The 18,934-nt window shown below is 47.5% G+C and carries 16 protein-coding genes and 1 pseudogene; 11 read left to right on the plus strand and 6 right to left on the minus strand.

Going from position 1 to position 18,934, the window contains the following annotated elements; translation table 11 throughout:
* Positions 1 to 84: 84 nt before the first annotated feature.
* Both NYE42_RS01680 and nadE read left to right on the plus strand, forming a co-directional pair.
* Entirely contained in the window at positions 85 to 681 is a 597-nt protein-coding gene (locus tag NYE42_RS01680; RefSeq protein WP_011996295.1) for a DUF1989 domain-containing protein, read from the plus strand.
* 134 nt (positions 682 to 815) lie between these two features.
* Positions 816 to 1,634 carry an ammonia-dependent NAD(+) synthetase gene (gene nadE / locus NYE42_RS01685; protein ID WP_007409061.1) on the plus strand — a complete coding sequence of 273 codons (819 nt, stop codon included), beginning with the start codon at positions 816 to 818 and terminating at the stop codon, positions 1,632 to 1,634.
* 50 nt (positions 1,635 to 1,684) lie between these two features.
* On the opposite strand, the gene NYE42_RS01690 is transcribed toward nadE, so the two are convergent.
* From NYE42_RS01690 to NYE42_RS01700, 3 genes and pseudogenes are all read right to left on the minus strand, one after another.
* Positions 1,685 to 1,969, minus strand: coding sequence for an antimicrobial peptide LCI (locus NYE42_RS01690; protein WP_007409062.1), 285 nt, complete (start codon positions 1,967 to 1,969; stop codon positions 1,685 to 1,687).
* 180 nt (positions 1,970 to 2,149) lie between these two features.
* Positions 2,150 to 2,743: pseudogene (gene tmrB / locus NYE42_RS01695) on the minus strand (tunicamycin resistance ATP-binding TmrB).
* A 54-nt stretch (positions 2,744 to 2,797) separates the two neighbouring features.
* On the minus strand, positions 2,798 to 3,586 hold the full coding sequence (locus tag NYE42_RS01700; RefSeq protein ID WP_352426715.1) for a sugar phosphate isomerase/epimerase family protein: 789 nt from the start codon (positions 3,584 to 3,586) through the stop codon (positions 2,798 to 2,800).
* A gap of 219 nt (positions 3,587 to 3,805) precedes the next feature.
* On the opposite strand from NYE42_RS01700, the gene NYE42_RS01705 reads away from it, so the two are divergent.
* From NYE42_RS01705 to NYE42_RS01745, 9 genes are all read left to right on the plus strand, one after another.
* On the plus strand, positions 3,806 to 5,116 hold the full coding sequence (locus NYE42_RS01705; protein WP_199022321.1) for an MFS transporter: 1,311 nt from the start codon (positions 3,806 to 3,808) through the stop codon (positions 5,114 to 5,116).
* Between the two features lie 125 nt (positions 5,117 to 5,241).
* Positions 5,242 to 5,802, plus strand: coding sequence for a shikimate kinase (locus NYE42_RS01710; protein ID WP_003156609.1), 561 nt, complete (start codon positions 5,242 to 5,244; stop codon positions 5,800 to 5,802).
* A 139-nt stretch (positions 5,803 to 5,941) separates the two neighbouring features.
* Complete coding sequence (cah, locus tag NYE42_RS01715; protein ID WP_144464873.1) at positions 5,942 to 6,898, plus strand: cephalosporin C deacetylase; 957 nt, start codon at positions 5,942 to 5,944, stop codon at positions 6,896 to 6,898.
* Between the two features lie 65 nt (positions 6,899 to 6,963).
* Positions 6,964 to 7,749, plus strand: a complete 786-nt coding sequence (locus NYE42_RS01720; protein ID WP_021494192.1) for a nucleotidyltransferase domain-containing protein — start codon at positions 6,964 to 6,966, stop codon at positions 7,747 to 7,749.
* Between the two features lie 187 nt (positions 7,750 to 7,936).
* Positions 7,937 to 8,848 (plus strand): proline dehydrogenase, encoded by a 912-nt coding sequence (locus NYE42_RS01725; RefSeq protein WP_087920787.1) that lies wholly within the window; start codon positions 7,937 to 7,939, stop codon positions 8,846 to 8,848.
* 17 nt (positions 8,849 to 8,865) lie between these two features.
* A complete protein-coding gene (pruA, locus tag NYE42_RS01730; protein WP_072177585.1) occupies positions 8,866 to 10,413 on the plus strand; it encodes an L-glutamate gamma-semialdehyde dehydrogenase in 1,548 nt (515 codons plus the stop codon).
* A 91-nt stretch (positions 10,414 to 10,504) separates the two neighbouring features.
* Positions 10,505 to 11,959, plus strand: a complete 1,455-nt coding sequence (putP, locus tag NYE42_RS01735) for a sodium/proline symporter PutP (RefSeq protein WP_144664483.1) — start codon at positions 10,505 to 10,507, stop codon at positions 11,957 to 11,959.
* A gap of 157 nt (positions 11,960 to 12,116) precedes the next feature.
* Positions 12,117 to 13,352 (plus strand): PucR family transcriptional regulator, encoded by a 1,236-nt coding sequence (locus tag NYE42_RS01740; RefSeq protein WP_003156600.1) that lies wholly within the window; start codon positions 12,117 to 12,119, stop codon positions 13,350 to 13,352.
* 196 nt (positions 13,353 to 13,548) lie between these two features.
* Positions 13,549 to 14,559 carry an NAD(P)/FAD-dependent oxidoreductase gene (locus NYE42_RS01745; protein ID WP_163113940.1) on the plus strand — a complete coding sequence of 337 codons (1,011 nt, stop codon included), beginning with the start codon at positions 13,549 to 13,551 and terminating at the stop codon, positions 14,557 to 14,559.
* Positions 14,560 to 14,614: 55 nt separating this feature from the next.
* Here NYE42_RS01745 and cobA read toward each other — a convergent pair whose 3' ends face one another.
* The 3 genes from cobA to nasD form a co-directional block, all read right to left on the minus strand.
* The gene (cobA, locus tag NYE42_RS01750; RefSeq protein WP_352426716.1) at positions 14,615 to 16,054 is read right to left on the minus strand and encodes a uroporphyrinogen-III C-methyltransferase; all 1,440 of its coding nucleotides are present in this window, start codon (positions 16,052 to 16,054) and stop codon (positions 14,615 to 14,617) included.
* Positions 16,055 to 16,120: 66 nt separating this feature from the next.
* Positions 16,121 to 16,441 (minus strand): nitrite reductase small subunit NirD, encoded by a 321-nt coding sequence (gene nirD / locus NYE42_RS01755; RefSeq protein WP_007409365.1) that lies wholly within the window; start codon positions 16,439 to 16,441, stop codon positions 16,121 to 16,123.
* 20 nt (positions 16,442 to 16,461) lie between these two features.
* Positions 16,462 to 18,879, minus strand: coding sequence for an NADPH-nitrite reductase (nasD, locus tag NYE42_RS01760; protein ID WP_061861830.1), 2,418 nt, complete (start codon positions 18,877 to 18,879; stop codon positions 16,462 to 16,464).
* Positions 18,880 to 18,934 lie beyond the last annotated feature (55 nt).

Raw genomic sequence — 18,934 nt, forward strand, 5'->3', positions numbered from 1 at the left:
AGAAGGGGAATATACATCCAATAAATTGCTTTACATGAAACAAACGGCCGGAGTTCATAATAGAAGAAAAAAAGGAGCAGTCTGATGACACAGCAATTTATCGTACCGCCGAAAAAAGGGCTCGGCCTGAAGGTTCACAAAGGGCAGATTATAAAAGTAGTCGATGTGGAAGGGCAGCAGGTGGCTGACTTCACGGCGTATCATGCCAAGGACTTTTATGAACATCTTGATCAGGGCGCGACGATTGATGCCAACCAGTCCATTCATGTAAAAACGGGTGATCATATTTATTCGAATTTATACAAGCCGATGCTGACGCTGATTGAGGATACAGTCGGCAAGCATGACCTGCTGCTTCCCGCCTGCCGTCCGGATATGAACAGGCTTTTATACGGAAAGCATAAAGACGAGCTCCAGGATACGTGCTATGACAATATGAGCGGGGCGCTTGAACCGTTCGGGGTGCCGCGGCCGCATATGCATTACCCATTTGCCATCTTTATGAACACGGTGCTCGATGAGAAGGGGAACTTATCAGTCGAAACGCCTCTTTCTGACGCGGGTGATTATGTACGGCTCCGTGCGGAAATGGATCTCGTCGTCGCGTTTTCATCCTGTCCGATTGAAAAAGGAAAATGCAACGGAGACAGCATCACGGCGCTGCGGGTGGAAATCAGCTGATCCCGGTGTATTTGATTCACTTAAAATCTGCACCTGTGCTATATTTAACAGAGAGTCGTACATAGTGGCATGATTCATTTTCAGCATGAACGGGAAATGGATCATAAAGAAACAATGCAGGAGGAGTGATTGGGATGAGCATCCAGAAACAAATTATGAATGATCTCCATGTAAAGCCCTCAATTGATCCGAAACAAGAAATTGAGGACAGAGTGAACTTTCTGAAACAATATTTGAAAAAAACAGGTGCCAAAGGCTTTGTGCTCGGCATCAGCGGGGGGCAGGATTCCACGCTTGCGGGACGCCTCGCCCAGTTGGCGGCTGAAAGCATCAGAGAAGAAGGCGGAAACGCTGAATTTATCGCCGTCCGCCTTCCGCACGGCACACAGCAAGATGAGGATGACGCCCAATTGGCGCTCAAATTCATTAAACCTGATAAATCATGGACATTTGATATTAAGTCCGCTGTCAGCGCGTTCGCTGATCAGTATAAAAAAGACACGGGCGATCAGCTGTCTGACTTTAACAAAGGAAATGTAAAAGCCAGAATGAGAATGATCGCTCAATATGCCATCGGCGGACAAGAGGGGCTGCTTGTCATCGGAACCGACCATGCGGCCGAGGCGGTGACCGGTTTCTTCACGAAATACGGTGACGGCGGAGCTGATCTGCTGCCGCTGACCGGATTAACGAAACGCCAGGGCAGACGTTTATTAGAAGAGCTCGGCGCGCCGGAACGCCTGTATTTGAAATTACCGACGGCCGATCTGCTTGATGAAAAACCGCAGCAGACTGATGAGACCGAACTCGGCATCACATACAATGACATTGATGATTATTTAGAAGGCAAGGATGTTTCTTCCGAAGTGATTGAAGCGCTGGAAAAACGCTACCTCAGTACGGAGCATAAGCGCCAGGTGCCGGCATCGATGTTTGATGATTGGTGGAAATAGAATGAAAAAAACCTCCCTTTTGAAAGGGAGGTTTTTTGTTTATTTCATTTTTATTTATCTACACTTTCATAAATCCCTACCCAATACCCTTTGCTGCTGTCATAGTATTTGCTTTTGAAAATCCATTTTGTTCCATCTAAAACGAAAGAAGCAGCGAAGTTGCCGTTAGGGCTTTGAACGAGTTTGATGGCATTAATGCCGGCATCTGCTTTCGTTGAGATTGGGCTATTTTCCGCGGATGCGGATGCTGTTGGTGATGCGGCAAAGGCAGGAGCGGCAGACATCAGTAAGGCAAGAGACAGCGCAGAACCGGTTAACACTTTTTTGAATTTCATTTCGAGCACTCCCTTTTCAAATGAAATGTGTTACAGTGTTAATAATTAAATGATTATCCATAAAATTCCTTCTTTATTTCTAAAATTTTTTTCTTAATTTGAAAAAACATCCCTTCAGAGGGGCTTTTTATTTATTGATCCATTTGCATGGATCAGGGACATGTTTTTCAAAACGTTTTTTTATTTGATACGGATATGATTCAGCTTCACCATCAATCTGTCGGTGAATCTTCGAAGGCTGCCTCTCGAATCAGGCTTAAGAGGCAGATTTGCTTGGGCAGCGATCGTTTCTGCGACCTGCTGAATAGACATTTGGTCTGTATGGAGATGTTCTGTGAAGAGGCTATCAGACAGGCTGTTGATGCAGCGGTCGATTTGTTTTGCGGCCCAGGAGTTTTTTCCTTACGCTCTGGTGCGCAGGCGTTTCAGCAATGTTTCCTTTGAAGCCAGCAGGGTAAAGTGGTGAATGGTCCGGCCATCCTGTCTCAGCCTGCTGATAATGTCATGGAAGTATTGAACGTTCGTAATGGTCATGGGCACAATGATGATGCCCTGATATGTATCTGACAAATAGGAAAGCATGCTGTAATTGAATTCCCGCCACAGAGGGTAGCTTTGAAAGTCATCTTCAGCGATATCCGGCGGTATCATCGAACGCATCGCAAACCCCATCTTTTCAGGATCATATATGTAAGACGGTTTCAGTCTTCTGTGCAGTTCAAACGCTGTTTGTGTTTTTCCGGAACCGAAAGCCCCATTTATCCAAATGATCATCATGATATCCCCCTTTTTTTATATGATACAAAAAAAGACCCTTCGATCGAAGAGTCAGCGGGAAAAAACAGACGTATATTCGCGGAGCGATTCCTTTATATGCGTAAAGGCATGTTCTCCAAAATACTCAAGAGAAACAAAACCGTCATATTGTCTGTTCATCAGCTCTTTTAAAAATGCTTTTTGATCGAGATCTCCTTGAAAAATCGGAGTTGGCTTGCTGAGATACCAGTTGGCAAAATCCCAGTGATAGTTTTTCAGATGAATGTGGCTGACGGTATGATACAGTTTTTCCAAAGCGGACATTTGGTCAACGTGATTGACGTGTAGGTTGGAGCCGTCAAAAATGGTGCGGACCCGCGGATGTCCGACATCGTCCAAAAATGCCAGCGCCGCCTCCGGTGTATCCGCGTACGTATCGTAATGAATCTCAAGCCCGATATCGACTTCATAGTCATCTGCGAGCCGTGCCGCCTGCTGAAATTGATCAACCGCACGTTGCCACTTTTCCGGTGACGTCCGGTGCGAAGGAAGATTGCCGGCAAAGACTCTGATCAAGGGACTGTGCAGCTGTCGTGCCGCGCTTAATGCCCTTTGAACATCCTTTAACGCCTGCCTTTCATCCTGAGTGGCGAAGTCAGTGTACAAACTGACGGCAGGCACCCCGATGCCTTCCTCCTGAAGCTGCTGATAAAGCCTGTCGAGCGGGCCGATTTCCTCTATATATTGTTTAGCGTGTCCGTACCACAGTTCGATTCCCTCAAAGGAGTGCTCCTTCGCGAAAGAAATGATGTCGAAAATATGCTTTTTTTTAAATCCTGTCGTGCAAAAACTCAGTTTCATCGATAATCCTCCCGTAACTGTCTATCATATGTGTACTTTTTCCCCGGGTGCGATACGGATAAACAGGTGAAAAGGGCAGACACTTTTTTATAAGCGGGGTGTGTCTGCATCAGGTCAGTGCGGCACACAAATTGTTTAACGCTTTTTTGCGTCAAAGTATTAAATAATTAACCGAAGTGTTGTACAATTAATTTCATTCGAGTAAGGGGGGAGAAGCCATTGAAAAAAGAAACGGAGCTGAGGGCCTTCAGTCCCGTCCGCAATAAACCGACTCGCGCTCGTTATGTGATATTGGTTCTTTTGTTTTTTATCACTGCGATTAATTATATAGACCGAGCCAGTGTATCTATTGTCGGCCCATCCATTCAACATTCGCTGAACCTAAGCCCCGCGCTTTTGGGCATCGTTTTTTCTGCGTTCAGCTGGACCTATACGGGGATGCAGATTCCAGGCGGGCTCATTTTGGATAAATTCGGGTCAAAACGGACATACGGAATTTCTTTATTTGTGTGGTCGGTTTTTACCGGAGTACAAGCTTTTGCGACAAGTTTCGGGTTCCTATTCGGCTGCCGCCTGCTCATCGGGATAGCTGAATCGCCGGCGTTTCCGGCAAACAACCGGATTGTCACGACATGGTTTCCAAGGCGGGAACGCGCCTTTGCGACGGGTGTTTATACGGCGGGGGAATATGTCGGGCTGGCGTTTGCCACACCGGTTTTATTCTGGGTGTTAACGGCATTTGACTGGCGCGCCGTATTTATTTCCTCAGGGGTGCTCGGAATTGTTTTCTCCATTTTCTGGTTTAAAATGTATCACGAGCCGAACGGGTATCGGAAAGTGAATCGTGAGGAGCTTGATTATATTAAAGAAGGCGGCGGACTGACTGAGGTGTCTGATTCAGCCGGCAGGATATCGTGGGCGGATTTCGTCCAGCTTCTAAAATACCGCAAGCTTGTCGGATTGTATATCGGCCAATTCGCCGTAGCCTCCACGCTGTTCTTCTTTTTGACATGGTTTCCGACTTATCTGGCGGAGGCAAAGCACATGGCTTTCTTAAAAGTCGGCTTCGCTGCATCAATCCCGTATATCGCCGCTTTTTTCGGCGTATTGTTCGGCGGATTTTGGTCTGACGGCATGATGAAACGGGGGGTGTCGGTGAACGTTGCCCGGAAAACGCCCGTCATCCTCGGTCTTCTGCTGACAGGCTCCATCGTGCTTGCGAATGTTACGGATTCTGCTCCTGCGGTTTTGACGATCTTATCCATTGCTTCTTTTGCGCAGGGCATGTCCAATATATCCTGGACGATGCTGAGTGAGGTCGCGCCAAGCGAAACAATCGGATTGGCAGGGGGCGTCTTTAGCTTTTTCGCCAATATGGCCGGCATTATCACCCCGCTTCTCATCGGGTTTATCGTTTCTGCGACCGGTTCATATAACGGAGCGATTCTGTTTGTCGGCGCTGTCGCATTTATCGGGGCATTTTCTTATATTTTCATTGTCGGAAAGGTGGAACGCATTACGCTCCGATAGAAAGAAAAACTCATCTCTTCTTATAAAGGATGGGTTTTCTTTCATTGCATTATCTCTATATTTCAATATTGAGTTATCATATAATAAACATAACTTTTTCATTTCTTAGGAGGATTTCGCCGAAGATGAACGCAAAACGTGCCATTCCCGTAAGAGAAAGAAATATCGTACTGATCGGATTCATGGGTGTCGGAAAGACAACAATCGGCCAGCTGGTCGCTAAGAAACTATACAGAGACTTCATTGATATTGATCTGCAGATTGAGAAAGATTTCAATATGTCCATCCCTGAAATGTTTGAGAAAAAAGGTGAAGCCTTTTTCCGTCAGACTGAAAAGGACTATATATTAGATATCTGCCGCAATACGAAATTCAAGATCGTGTCGCTTGGGGGCGGTTCGTTTAAACAAGAGGAAATCAGACAGTGCTGCCTTGAAAACTGCCTCGTGCTCCATCTTGATTTATCATGGGAGAATTGGAAGCAGCGGGCTGACCTGCTGATTGAAAGCCGTCCCGTTCTGCATAACCGTTCCATGGATGAAATGCAGCAGCTCTTTAACGAGCGCCAAAGCATCTATGATAAACATAATTCAAAAGTGGCGACGGATAATCTGGAACCAGAAGAAATCGCCGATTATATCGTAGAAACGTTAAAAATCGGCTGGGACCTGTATCAGCCGATGTAAAAAGAGCCGTGACGCTGTGAGCGCACGGCTTTTTGTTTTTAAACAAACGTTTATTAAAAAGTTTAGAAAATGAGTGTAAAATCGTGTTAAGATAGAGTCAGAAAATTAAATCTTACAAAACAAAGGAGAATAATCGGATATGCAATTATACGACTTGCCGCTCGACCAACTGCAAACCTATAAACCAAATAAAACCGCTCCTCATGACTTTTCGGATTTTTGGGCATCATCATTACATGAGCTTGCAAAGGAAGAGGCAAAGCCTGAATTGAAGGCTGAAAGCTACCCGGCTGACGGCGTGAAAGTATTCCGGCTGAAATACCGAAGCTTCGGCAAGGCGGAAATTGAGGGATGGTACGCCGTTCCCGACCGGCAAGGACCGCATCCGGCCATCGTGAAATATCACGGTTATAACGCGAGCTATGACGGGGATATACATGACATCGTAAATTGGGCGCTACACGGATATGCCGCATTCGGCATGCTTGTCCGCGGTCAGCACAGCAGCACAGATACAAGCGTCTCACCGCACGGACACGTTCCCGGCTGGATGACGAAAGGGATTTTAGATAAAGATACATATTATTACCGCGGCGTGTACTTAGACGCCGTCCGGGCTTTGGAAGTCATCAGCGGCTTTGATGAAGTGGATGAAACGAGGATCGCCGTCATCGGCGGGAGCCAGGGAGGCGGACTTTCAATCGCCGCGGCGGCACTATCTGACATTCCGAGAGCGGTTGCGGCCGATTATCCTTATTTAAGCAATTTTGAGCGGGCCATTGATGTCGCTCTTGATGAGCCGTATCTTGAGATTAACTCCTTTTTCAGAAAGAACGGCAGCCCTGAAACGGAGAAGGCCGCGATGAATACACTGGCCTATTTTGATATCATGAATCTGGCGGACCGCGTAAAAGTTCCGGTGCTCATGTCCATCGGGCTGATTGACCGCGTGACCCCGCCGTCGACGGTGTTTGCCGCGTACAATCATCTGGAAACGGAAAAAGAATTGAAGGTTTACCGGTATTTCGGACATGAATACATACCTTCTTTCCATACGGAAAAGCTGGCCTTTCTGAAAGCGCATCTGAAAGGCTGACGATAGCGAAAAGCCCAAGTACTTGGGCTTTTTTCAGGAATGATCACGGAAAAGGACGGATACAGATGGAACAAAGGATCATCGAAGAATTAAAACGAATTGAAGCACAGCACGGCGTCAAGGTGCTTTACGCCGTAGAATCAGGGAGCCGCGCATGGGGATTTCCGTCAAGCGACAGCGACTACGATGTACGGTTTCTCTATGTGCCGAAAAAAGAATGGTACTTTTCGATCGAACCGCATAGGGATGTCATAGAAGAGCCGATTCATGACATGCTTGACATCAGCGGCTGGGAACTGAGAAAAGCGCTGCGGCTTTTTAAAAAATCAAATCCGCCTCTTTTGGAATGGCTCTCTTCTGAGATGATCTATTATGAAGCTTTCTCAGCGGCTGAAAAGCTTCGAAAACTGAAAATCCGCGCCTTTTCGCCTGAAGCCGGCATCTATCATTATCTCAATATGGCAAAACGGAATGAAAAAACGGAATTGCGGGGCAGTGAAGTGAAGATTAAAAAGTATTTTTATGTTCTGCGTCCTCTCCTTGCCTGCAGATGGATTGAAACGTTCGGCTCCGTACCGCCGATGTCATTTCCCGTACTGGCCGATGCCTTATTGACGGATGAAGCGCTCATTTCTGAAATCAATACACTGCTTACAAGGAAAAAAAGCGGTCAGGAGCTGGCTCCGGAACCGAGAAATACGATCATTCATGCATTTATAGAAGAAGAAATAGAACGCATCGGGCACTATGTCAAAACGATCAAAACGCCGAAACCTGACATAACGGAGGAACTGAATCGGCTATTGATTCAGACCGTCGAAGAGGCGTGGGGGGAAAAAGGCGGAAATTGACGATTGCCGTCATTTCCGTCCGCCTTTTTTCGGCATAATCCGCCTGCTATCTAAGAAGCTGATTGTGGTAAAACCACAAAAATTTATCAGAATCTTTGTATTTTTAGAATATTGTGAGAGGATGTTTTGTCCATTTACAATAGACTCATACAAATACTTCTTAGATTGCGGGGTGTTAAGGTTGGAAGTGATTACAAGAGATTTTTTCTTATTTTTATCCAAGAGCAGCTTTCTCAATAAGATGGCGCGAAGCTGGGGAAGCCGTGTGGCAGCCGGCAAAATCATCGGAGGAATGGATTTCCGCAGTTCTATCCCGACAATCCGACATTTGAACAGCCAGGGGCTGTCAGTTACTGTTGATCATTTGGGGGAATTTGTCAACAGCGGTGATGTCGCGAAAGAACGCACCGAGGAGTGCATGCAGACCATCGCCTTAATCGCTGATGAACAGCTGAATTCCCAAGTGTCATTAAAAATGACGTCTTTAGGTCTTGATATAGATCTCGATCTTGTCTATGAAAATATGACGAAAATCCTCCAGACGGCTGAAAAACATAAAGTCATGGTGACGATTGACATGGAAGATGAAACGAGATGCCAGAAGACGCTGGATATCTTTAAAGACTTCCGGAGCCGGTATGAATATGTAAGCACCGTGGTGCAGGCCTATCTGTACAGAACGGAGAAGGATCTTGATGACCTCAGCCCGCTGAATCCGTTTCTGCGGCTTGTCAAAGGGGCCTATAAAGAATCGGAAAAGGTGGCCTATCCTGAAAAAAGCGACGTCGATGAAAATTATAAAAGACTCATCCGCAAACAGCTTTTAAAAGGACATTATACGGCAGTTGCCACGCATGATGACAAAATGATCGAGTTTACAAAACAGCTTGCCAAAGAGCACGGCATTCCAAACGACCGTTTTGAGTTTCAGATGCTGTACGGCATGCGCTCGCAAACCCAGCTCAGCCTGGTGGAAGAAGGATACCGCATGAGAGTCTACCTGCCTTACGGGGATGACTGGTACGGCTATTTCATGAGACGGCTCGCCGAACGCCCCTCAAACATCGCATTCGCCTTTAAAGGAATGACTAAGAAGTAAAAAAGGGAGAGATGACAATGACTACACCTTATAAACACGAACCATTCACGAATTTCCAAGATCAATCGAACGTTGAAGAATTTAAGAAAGCGCTTGCGACGGTAAATGAGTATCTGGGAAAAGATTATCCGCTCGTCATCAACGGTGAAAAGGTAGAGACGGAAGCGAAAATCGTTTCAATCAATCCGGCTGATAAAGAAGAAGTCGTCGGAAAAGTGTCAAAGGCGTCCCAGGAGCACGCTGAGCAAGCGATTGAAGCAGCTGCGAAAGCGTTCGAAGAGTGGAGATACACATCCCCTGAAGAAAGAGCGGCCGTTTTGTTCCGCGCAGCTGCCAAAGTCCGCCGCAGAAAGCACGAATTCTCCGCCCTGCTCGTCAAGGAAGCGGGAAAACCTTGGAACGAAGCTGATGCGGATACGGCGGAAGCCATCGACTTTATGGAATACTACGCGCGCCAGATGGTTGAATTGGCAAAAGGCAAACCGGTCAACAGCCGTGAGGGCGAGAAAAACCAATATGTGTACACGCCGACCGGAGTGACAGTTGTTATTCCGCCGTGGAACTTCTTGTTTGCGATCATGGCAGGAACAACAGTGGCGCCGATCGTTACTGGAAACACAGTGGTTCTAAAACCTGCGAGTGCTACACCTGTTATTGCAGCAAAATTTGTTGAGGTGCTTGAAGAGTCCGGATTGCCAAAAGGCGTAGTCAACTTTGTGCCGGGAAGCGGAGCAGAAGTAGGCGATTATCTTGTTGACCATCCGAAAACAAGCCTTATCACATTTACAGGATCACGTGAAGTCGGTACGAGAATTTTCGAACGCGCGGCAAAAGTGCAGCCGGGCCAGCAGCATTTAAAACGTGTCATTGCAGAAATGGGCGGTAAAGATACGGTTGTCGTTGACGAAGATGCGGACATTGAATTGGCGGCTCAATCCATCTTTACATCAGCATTCGGCTTCGCGGGACAAAAATGTTCTGCAGGTTCACGTGCAGTTGTCCATGAAAAAGTGTATGATCAAGTATTAGAGCGTGTCATCGAAATCACTGAATCAAAAGTAACTGCTAAACCTGACAGTGCAGATGTTTATATGGGGCCTGTCATCGACCAAGGTTCTTACGACAAGATCATGAGCTACATTGAAATCGGAAAAGAAGAAGGCCGTTTAGTAAGCGGCGGCACCGGAGATGATTCAAAAGGCTACTTTATCAAGCCGACGATCTTCGCTGACCTTGATCCGAAAGCAAGACTCATGCAGGAAGAAATTTTCGGGCCTGTCGTGGCGTTTTCTAAAGTGTCAAACTTTGATGAAGCTTTAGAAGTGGCCAACAATACTGAATACGGTTTGACAGGCGCGGTCATTACAAATAACCGCAAACATATTGAACGGGCGAAACAGGAATTCCATGTCGGCAACCTGTACTTCAACCGCAATTGTACGGGAGCGATTGTCGGCTACCATCCGTTCGGAGGCTTCAAAATGTCCGGCACTGATTCAAAAGCGGGCGGCCCGGATTATTTGGCCCTCCACATGCAGGCGAAAACAATCAGTGAAATGTTTTAAGAGGGACTGAATGGGCATCCTCCTCGCGGGGGGTGTCCATTTCACCATAAACATATAAAGCGGAGGAGGAAATGCCATAGCAAACATTCAGTTGATTATTTCCATTTGTATTTATATGGCGGGTATGCTGTTTATCGGTTATTTCGCCTACAGACGGACGTCAAATCTGACGGATTACATGCTCGGGGGGCGTTCTTTAGGCCCTGCCGTCACAGCGCTCAGCGCGGGAGCGGCGGATATGAGCGGATGGCTCTTAATGGGGCTTCCGGGCGCCATGTTCTCGACAGGATTAAGCGGCGCTTGGATTGTGATCGGGCTTGTGCTCGGAGCATGGGCGAACTGGCTTTTCGTGGCGCCGAGACTGAGAACGTATACCGAAAAAGCGGGGAATTCCATCACCATTCCGGGTTTCCTTGAAAACCGTTTCGGTGATCATACGAAGCTTCTCAGACTGTTTTCGGGTCTTGTCATTCTCGTCTTTTTCACATTTTACGTATCATCCGGCATGGTATCCGGAGGTGTCTTATTCAACAGCATTTTAGGGTTGAAGTACCACACGGGGCTGTGGGTCGTGACAGGCGTCGTTGTCGCCTACACCTTGTTCGGAGGCTTTTTGGCGGTAAGCTGGACGGACTTTGTTCAAGGGATCATTATGTTTGCGGCGCTTATTCTTGTGCCGATTGTGACGATTTTCCATACGGGCGGCCCGGGGGAAACCGTTGCCGATATCCGTTCCGTCAACCCGGAACTGTTTAACATGTTCAAAGGGACGACCGTCCTTGGCATTATTTCTTTATTTGCGTGGGGGCTCGGCTATTTCGGGCAGCCGCATATTATTGTGCGTTTTATGGCGATCACGTCTGTGAAAGAAATCAAACGCGCCAGACGGATCGGAATGGGATGGATGATTTTGTCTGCACTAGGCGCGCTGTTTACGGGTCTTGCGGGAATCGCGTATTACCACCAGAACGGACTGAAGCTGGCTGATCCGGAAACCATTTTTATTCAGCTCGGCAACATTCTGTTCCACCCGATTATTACGGGATTTCTCATTTCTGCGATTTTAGCGGCCATTATGAGTACGATTTCGTCTCAGCTGCTCGTCACGTCCAGTTCTTTAGTAGAGGATTTGTATAAGTCCATGTTCAGGCGTTCGGCTTCTGATAAGGAACTCGTATTTCTGGGGAGAATGGCAGTGCTTGCGGTGTCAATCATCGCTTTGGTGCTCGCCTGGGAGAAAAATAACACGATACTTGGTCTTGTCAGCTATGCATGGGCGGGATTCGGCGCTTCATTCGGGCCGGTCGTACTGCTCAGTTTATTTTGGAAACGGATGACGAAATGGGGGGCACTCGCCGGCATGATTGCGGGAGCGATTACCGTAATCATTTGGGCGAATGCCGGTCTTTCAGACTTTTTGTACGAAATCATTCCGGGCTTTGCTGTAAGCCTTGCCGCTGTATTTGTCGTCAGCTTATTGACACAGGCTCCGTCAAAAGATGTCACAGATCAGTTTCATGAGTACCGTGATACACTTTCTCAATAAAAGCAAGGAACGAGAGGAAGAAGGGACCGCCCTTTTTCCTCTTTTCACGATACAGGCTTTCGGATCATGCCGTTTTAGGAATATATGAATTTTTTTCTATACAAAAAGTCACCCCGCAGAGTATGATAAAGATAAAAAGAGCATAGGAGAAATAGGTATGGAAGAGCTTTTAGAGAGAGTTTTTTCATTTACGGACATTGATAAATTAATTGATTTCATCAGTTATGAATTGCAGAAGCCCGTTATTCTGGAAAGCGCGGATTTCTTTTTGCTTGCCTATAATTCTTATTACATTAATCACTTCGACTCCGCCAACCAGCAGACGATATTTTCAAAAAAATGCCCCGTGCAGATTTTTGAAAGGTTTCTGAAGGACGGGGTGATCGAAAAGCTGAAAACCGTTCCTGAACCGTTCCGTGTCGAAAAAATAGACAGTATCGGACTGAATCAGAGAGTGGTTGTAAGCGCAAAACATAAAGGGGAAGTGATGGGCTACATCTGGATTCAGGAGCTCGACCGAAACTTGACGGACGAGGAGCTCGATTTTTTATATGAAACTTCATTCCATGTCGGAAAAATCATCTATAAAACGAACCGGCTGAAACAGGAAAAAGAAGAGAGAGCGGAAGACCTGGTGAAACGGGCGATCTTTCAGCAATTCTCCTCTGAAAAGGAGTTCAGGCGGGAAGCGGAAAAGATGAACGCCGTGCTGCCGTCGGTTTTTTCGGTAGTCGTCCTGCACGCCGCAAATGGGGATGGGGAGGCAGTCGAAGATGTGAAGGAAAACATCAAATCGTACTTGAATTTGCGGGATAAAGTCAGTCACGTCTTAACCATTGATTCCAATATTGTCATCGTCGTCGCAAGCTTCTCGCAAAAAAGCTCCGGCACTTCGGCAGCATCTGAATTCATCCACAAACTGCTGACTCATTTTCACTTTCAGAAGATCCCCACTCCCATCTATATCGGAATCGGCAATGAATACAGCAGCATCCTGAAGCTCGGCAAAAGTTATATAGAGGCCCTTGAAGTCATAAAGGCCGCCGAAATTACCGGAAACCAGGAAAATATCCCGTACGAATACAGTAAGCTCGGGATTTACCGCTATCTTGAAAGCATCGAAGAAAAAAACGCCTCACTGGAATATGTAAACGATGATTTAGCGTTATTAAAAGCCAAAGACAGAGAAAGCAGTACCGAACTGCTGAAAACGTTAGAAATCTATCTCCTCAATAACTGCAAAACAAAACCAGCCGCAGAACAGCTTTTTATTCATCAAAACACATTGAACTACCGTATCAAACAGATTCTTGACATGACATCAATTAATTTAAACGACTTCAGGACAAGGTGCCAGCTGTATCTCGATATCATGCTGATGAAAAAGAGATAAAAAAGAAACCAGTCGCCGTACTGGTTTCAGTTTTAATACCTTCCCGCTTATCAATCTCAGAACCTCACTTCTGAATCACTCCTTTCCCGCAAGAGAGAAATGAATAAACACTGCTGCTCGATGTGTGTTATACTTTTATTGATATTGATTCTCAATTAAAAATGTTGAAGTATAGATATAAACGGGAGGCAGAACGATGGCGGAAAATCATGAGGTGTATGACGTCACGATTATAGGCGGAGGCCCGATCGGCCTGTTTGCGGCTTTTTATTGCGGGATGCGCGAGCTGAAAACGAAAGTGATCGAGTTTTTGCCGCGGCTCGGAGGGAAAGTGTCTATGTTTTTCCCTGAAAAAATCATCCGTGATATCGGCGGAATACCCGGGATTGCCGGAGAACAGCTGATTAAGCAGCTGAAGGAACAGGCTGCGACATTTAAGCCGGATATCGTGTTGAATCAGCGGGTGACCGGATTTGAACGGCTGGAAGACGGAACCATTGTGCTGGAAAGTTCCGAAGGGGAAAAGCACTATACACGCACGGTGATTTTGGCCGTCGGCATGGGGACGCTTGAGGTCAATGAACTTGACAGCGCGGATGCGAGCCGTTATTCGGGAAAGAACCTTCATTATAAGGTGGAGAAGCTTGATGCGTTTCGAGATAAGCATGTCGTGATTTCCGGAGGGGGAGATACCGCGGTTGACTGGGCGAATGAGCTGGAACCGATTGCGGCGTCTGTTACCGTCTTGCACCGCAGGGAGGAGTTCGGCGGTTTGGAAAGCAGCGTGGCGAAAATGAAGCGGTCTTCCGTGCGGGTGCTTGCGCCATATCGTCTGAAGCATCTCAACGGCACCGGAGAACGGATCGAGAGCGTCACCATTTGCCAAACCGAGTCCGGACTTTCTGAAGTCATCAAGCTTGATGAGCTCATTATCAACCACGGGTTTAAAATTGATCTCGGTCCGATGAAGGACTGGGGGCTTGAGATAGAAGAAGGCAGGATTAAAGCTGACAGACATATGCGGACGAATCTTCCGGGCGTGTTTGTCGCCGGTGACGCCGCCCATTATGAAAGTAAGCTCAGATTGATTGCAGGCGGTTTCACGGAGGGGCCGACCGCCGTGAACAGCGCCAAAGCCTATTTGGACCCGCAGGCGGATCAGATGGCGATGTATTCGACTCACCATAAAAAATTGGTGACACAATAAAAAAGGGCTGACCCCCGATGTTGAGTCTGGGGGGTCAGAAAAGCATTCCGGCGTATCAGCTGTGAACGAGCATGTCTTTCATTTCATTTCGTATAAACGCAAATAACTGTTCCTGATTTTTCACGGCGGTAAACCCGCAGCCGGCGGGGACGTCTTCGCCCATGCAGATGACGGGAGGGCGGTTTGCTGACGGATCCGGTGATATGCCGATTTGTTTTCCGGCGCTGATCAAATGCTGAGCGGATTCTTTGCCCGTACAGATAATCATTTGCAGAGGAGACTCGCTGATCGTGCGTTCGATCATGGAAGTGAACCGCTCATCTGCGATATGCTCATGGGTGATATAAAACGGGCATGATTTTGAGTCTGACAAGTTTTCTGCTGCTTGACGGCTTCCTACAATGAGTGAATGCGGAGAATCAATTTGACATTCGGATAGGAGAAAGCCCCGTTTTGTCAGTTCCGTCTTTGCGGCCTCAGTCGCTGCATTCAGGCTTGCGGTCACCCGGCGGATGTCGATCTGCTTGAAAGCCAGTGTGTCAAAGAATTCGCATACCGCAAGGCGTGATGTGAAAAATAGTTGTTCAAAGGTGCTGATCTGTTTCAGGATGTTTTCGTTTGCGGGCATTTTTTTAACGATCCGCTTCGGCCATTCAATAACATCGGCGCCATACTCGCGCAGCTTGTCTGTCAATGTATGTTCTTCATCGCCATGAGTGACAACCATGATATGCCGCCCGATGAACGGCTTGCTTTCAAACCAGCTGTGTGTTTGAAAATTGACAATATCACCGATGACGATAATGGCAGGGTTGGTGATGTTTTGGCTTTGAACTTTTTCATGGATATCCTGAAGCGTTCCTTTAACGCTCCGCTGCCGCCCCCACGTCCCCCATTGAATGACGAGTACGGGAACGGAAGGGGATTTTCCGTACTCCGTAAGCTTACGGCATATAAATGACAGATTTTTAACGCCCATATAAAACACAAGCGTTTGAACGCTTCGGGCAAGCCCTTCCCAGTCGAGATTCGGCCTGCCGTGCAATGATGTATCATGAGCGGTGATCATCGCGAAGGACGAAGCTAAATCACGATGGGTGACGGGGACTCCCGCATACAGCGGCGCTGCGATTCCCGAGGTGATGCCGGGCACCATTTCGTAGCGGATGCCGTGCTGATGAAGCGCCTCTGCTTCTTCGCCGACTCTGCCGAACACACTTGGGTCTCCGCCTTTCAAGCGGACTACGGTGCAGCCCTCCGCCGCTTTTTCAATCAGCAGGGCATTTATCTCAGACTGTTTCATAAAATGGCGGTCGGGCAGCTTTCCGCAATAAATGAAGCGGCAGTCCGGTGAGGCATACTCAAGAAACTTTGGGTTTGCGAGCCGGTCATACAAAATAATATCCGCTTTCTCCAGAGCCTGTTTTCCTTTTAGGGTGATCAGCCCCGGGTCTCCTGGTCCGGCACCGACAAAATATACGATTCCGTTTTTCATGATGGCGTCATCCCTTCAGCAGTTTAAAAAATGAAGGACCACTTGAAAAAGTGATCCGGTCTTTGCTCAATACAGGAGGTATACATTCTCTCCTTCAATCAGTGTTTCGTATGTTTTGACACAGCCATGATCCGGCTCTTGGACTTTTCCGTCTTCTAAGGAGATTTTCCAGTCATGCATCGGGCAGAAGACGTATTCTCCGCTGACGATGCCTTCAGCCAGGACGCCCCCTTTATGGGGACAGCGATTTTCGACGGCGCGGACGCTCCCGTCAGAAAGCTTAAATACGGCAAGCTCTTTATCTTCTATATATACGGTTTTTCCTAACTCCTCGGGTAATTCGTTTACTTTGCCTATGCAAACCTTTGTCATATCTTTATTCACCATGTCCGTTCCCCCTTACTGTTTTATGAAGTCGTGACGACATTTTCGAATAGATCTTTAGATGCTTTTTTATCTTTAAGGAAGTATTGCCACGGATCTTTGTGGACAGAGAGTGTCTCATTCATTCTGTCGTTGAGCTCCTGCCGTTTTTCCGGATCGTTTAATACGGATTGGACATGAGATAAACCGACGCGCTCAAGCCATGCGGATGTCCGCTCCAGATAGTTTGCCGTTTCTCTGTAGTACTGAAGGTAAGCCCCCGCATATTCTAAGACTTCTTCATTCGTTTTTACTTTCATCAGCAAATCACCGGCGCGCAAATGGGTTCCGCCGTTTCCGCCGACATAAAGCTCCCAGCCTCCGTCGATGCCGACAACGCCAAGGTCCTTAATGCCTGATTCCGCACAGTTCCGCGGGCAGGCGGACACGGCCATTTTGACCTTATGAGGCGTATTGAGCCCTTCGAATTTTTTCTCAAGCGCAATGCCCAGTGCCATGGAGTCTTGCGTGCCGAAGCGGCAGAATTGTTCGCCTACGCACGTTTTTACCGTGCGGAGTGTTTTTCCGTACGCGTAGCCTGACGGCATATCAAGCTCGGCCCATACTTTCGGCAGGTCTTCTTTTTTGACGCCGATGAGATCAATTCGCTGGCCGCCTGTCATTTTAACGAGGGGGATCTCATATTTGTCGACGACATCGGCGATCTTGCGGAGATCTTGAGAGTTGGTCACGCCGCCGTACATCCGGGGAACGACTGAGTATGTTCCGTCTTTTTGAATATTGGCGTGCATCCGTTCGTTTACAAAACGGGATGTTCTGTCATCCTCGTATGTAGCCGGATTAATCATGCCTAAGTAGTAGTTGAGGGCAGGACGGCATTTGGAGCAGCCCTCCGGCGTTTTCCAGCCGAGCACGTTCATGATTTCTCTTGTATGGGACAGCCCTTTGGCTTTGATTTCTTCTACGACTTCATCTCTCGACAGTGATGTGCAGCCGCAAATCGCTTCTTTTTGCGCGGACGCGTCAAATTCTGAGCCCAGTGTATATTGAAGAATGTCTTCCACGAGCGGTTTACAGCCTCCGCAGGAACGGGATGCCCCGGTGCATGCTTTGATTTCGTCCGTAGATGTGCAGCCTTTTTCCTGAATGGCTTGAATAATCGCGCCTTTTGAAACGCCGTTGCATCCGCAGATGATTTCATCGTCGCTCATCGCCGCGGTCATGCTTGCGCCTGCTTCCTGATCAAGAGGCTGTAAGATTGATATTTTGGAAGTTTCGGAGATATCGGCTTCTTTTTGAATCATAGAAAACAGGCGGCTGCCCTCGCTGCTGTCTCCGAACAAAACAGCGCCGACAATTTGATTGCCCCTCAGGACGATTTTTTTATAAATGCCGTCCTGCTCATCGAACACTTTAATCGCTTTTTTGTCCTCTGATTCGTTAAAGTCACCGGCAGAGAAGACTTCGACGCCTGATACCTTTAATTGAGTGGAGAGAACGGAGCCTTCATACGGTTTTGTTTCAATGCCGCAAATATGTTTGGCCAGCACTTTTGCCTGTTCATAGAGCGGCGCCACAAGACCGTATGCGATTCCGCGGTGCTCGGCACATTCACCGACCGCGTAAATGTGCGGAATGTCAGTCTGCATATAATCGTTGACAATGATTCCGCGGTTTACCGGAATGCCGCTTTCTGTGCCAAGCTGTGTATTCGGGCGGATGCCGACCGCCATGACGACCAGGTCAGCTTCGATGCTTGTGCCGTCTTTGAAGCGTACGCCTTCGACACGGTCAGTACCGAGAATTTCTTCGGTTTGCTTTTCAAGGAAAAAGGTCATGCCTTGTTTTTCTAATTCGTTTTGCAGCAGGCGTCCCGCCGCTGCGTCAAGCTGGCGCTCCATCAGGAATGGGGCGAGGTGGATGACAGACACGTCCATTCCGAGATTCAGCAGTCCGCGTGCGGCTTCCAAACCAAGCAGTCCTCCGCCGATGACGGCTGCTTTTTTATATTGTTTTGACGCGGCGAGCATCGTGTCTGTATCTTTTATATCCCGGAATGCCGTGACGCCTTGTTTGTCTGCGCCCGGAATCGGAAGGATAAAAGGGACAGAGCCTGTCGCCAGGATGAGTTCATCGTAAGGCTGGATTCTGTCTGCATCGGTGATGACGGTTTTGTTTTCCGTGTCGACTTTGATGACTGTTTCACCGGTATACAGCTGAATGTTGTTTTCTTTGTACCAGTTCCAATCGTTTAACGTAATGTCTTGAATGTCGGTATCGCCTTGCAGCACTTTTGACAGAAGGATTCGGTTATAGTTGGGATGAGGTTCGGCCCCGAATATTGTAATCTCGAATTCGTCTTTTGAAACACGCAGTATTTCTTCAATCGCTCTTACCCCGGCCATTCCATTTCCAACAAGGACTAGCTGTTTTTTTCCCATCAGATGATCCGCTCCTTATCTTTGTTTTTTTTAGCGTAGCACAGCAAAAACAAAT

Origin of the sequence: Bacillus sp. FSL K6-2865, from assembly GCF_040311405.1 — a bacterium.
Lineage (GTDB): Bacteria > Bacillota > Bacilli > Bacillales > Bacillaceae > Bacillus > Bacillus velezensis.

Bases quoted from the DNA above. Each gene is read 5' to 3' on its own strand.
- NYE42_RS01745 (WP_163113940.1), top strand. From the start codon at position 13,549: ATGGCGGAAAATCATGAGGTGTATGACGTCACGATTATAGGCGGAGGC.
- nasD (WP_061861830.1), bottom strand. From the start codon at position 18,879: ATGGGAAAAAAACAGCTAGTCCTTGTTGGAAATGGAATGGCCGGGGTA.
- NYE42_RS01700 (WP_352426715.1), bottom strand. From the start codon at position 3,586: ATGAAACTGAGTTTTTGCACGACAGGATTTAAAAAAAAGCATATTTTC.
- NYE42_RS01710 (WP_003156609.1), top strand. From the start codon at position 5,242: ATGAACGCAAAACGTGCCATTCCCGTAAGAGAAAGAAATATCGTACTG.
- NYE42_RS01740 (WP_003156600.1), top strand. From the start codon at position 12,117: ATGGAAGAGCTTTTAGAGAGAGTTTTTTCATTTACGGACATTGATAAA.
- pruA (WP_072177585.1), top strand. From the start codon at position 8,866: ATGACTACACCTTATAAACACGAACCATTCACGAATTTCCAAGATCAA.
- nadE (WP_007409061.1), top strand. From the start codon at position 816: ATGAGCATCCAGAAACAAATTATGAATGATCTCCATGTAAAGCCCTCA.
- NYE42_RS01680 (WP_011996295.1), top strand. From the start codon at position 85: ATGACACAGCAATTTATCGTACCGCCGAAAAAAGGGCTCGGCCTGAAG.
- NYE42_RS01720 (WP_021494192.1), top strand. From the start codon at position 6,964: ATGGAACAAAGGATCATCGAAGAATTAAAACGAATTGAAGCACAGCAC.
- nirD (WP_007409365.1), bottom strand. From the start codon at position 16,441: ATGGTGAATAAAGATATGACAAAGGTTTGCATAGGCAAAGTAAACGAA.
- NYE42_RS01690 (WP_007409062.1), bottom strand. From the start codon at position 1,969: ATGAAATTCAAAAAAGTGTTAACCGGTTCTGCGCTGTCTCTTGCCTTA.
- cah (WP_144464873.1), top strand. From the start codon at position 5,942: ATGCAATTATACGACTTGCCGCTCGACCAACTGCAAACCTATAAACCA.
- cobA (WP_352426716.1), bottom strand. From the start codon at position 16,054: ATGAAAAACGGAATCGTATATTTTGTCGGTGCCGGACCAGGAGACCCG.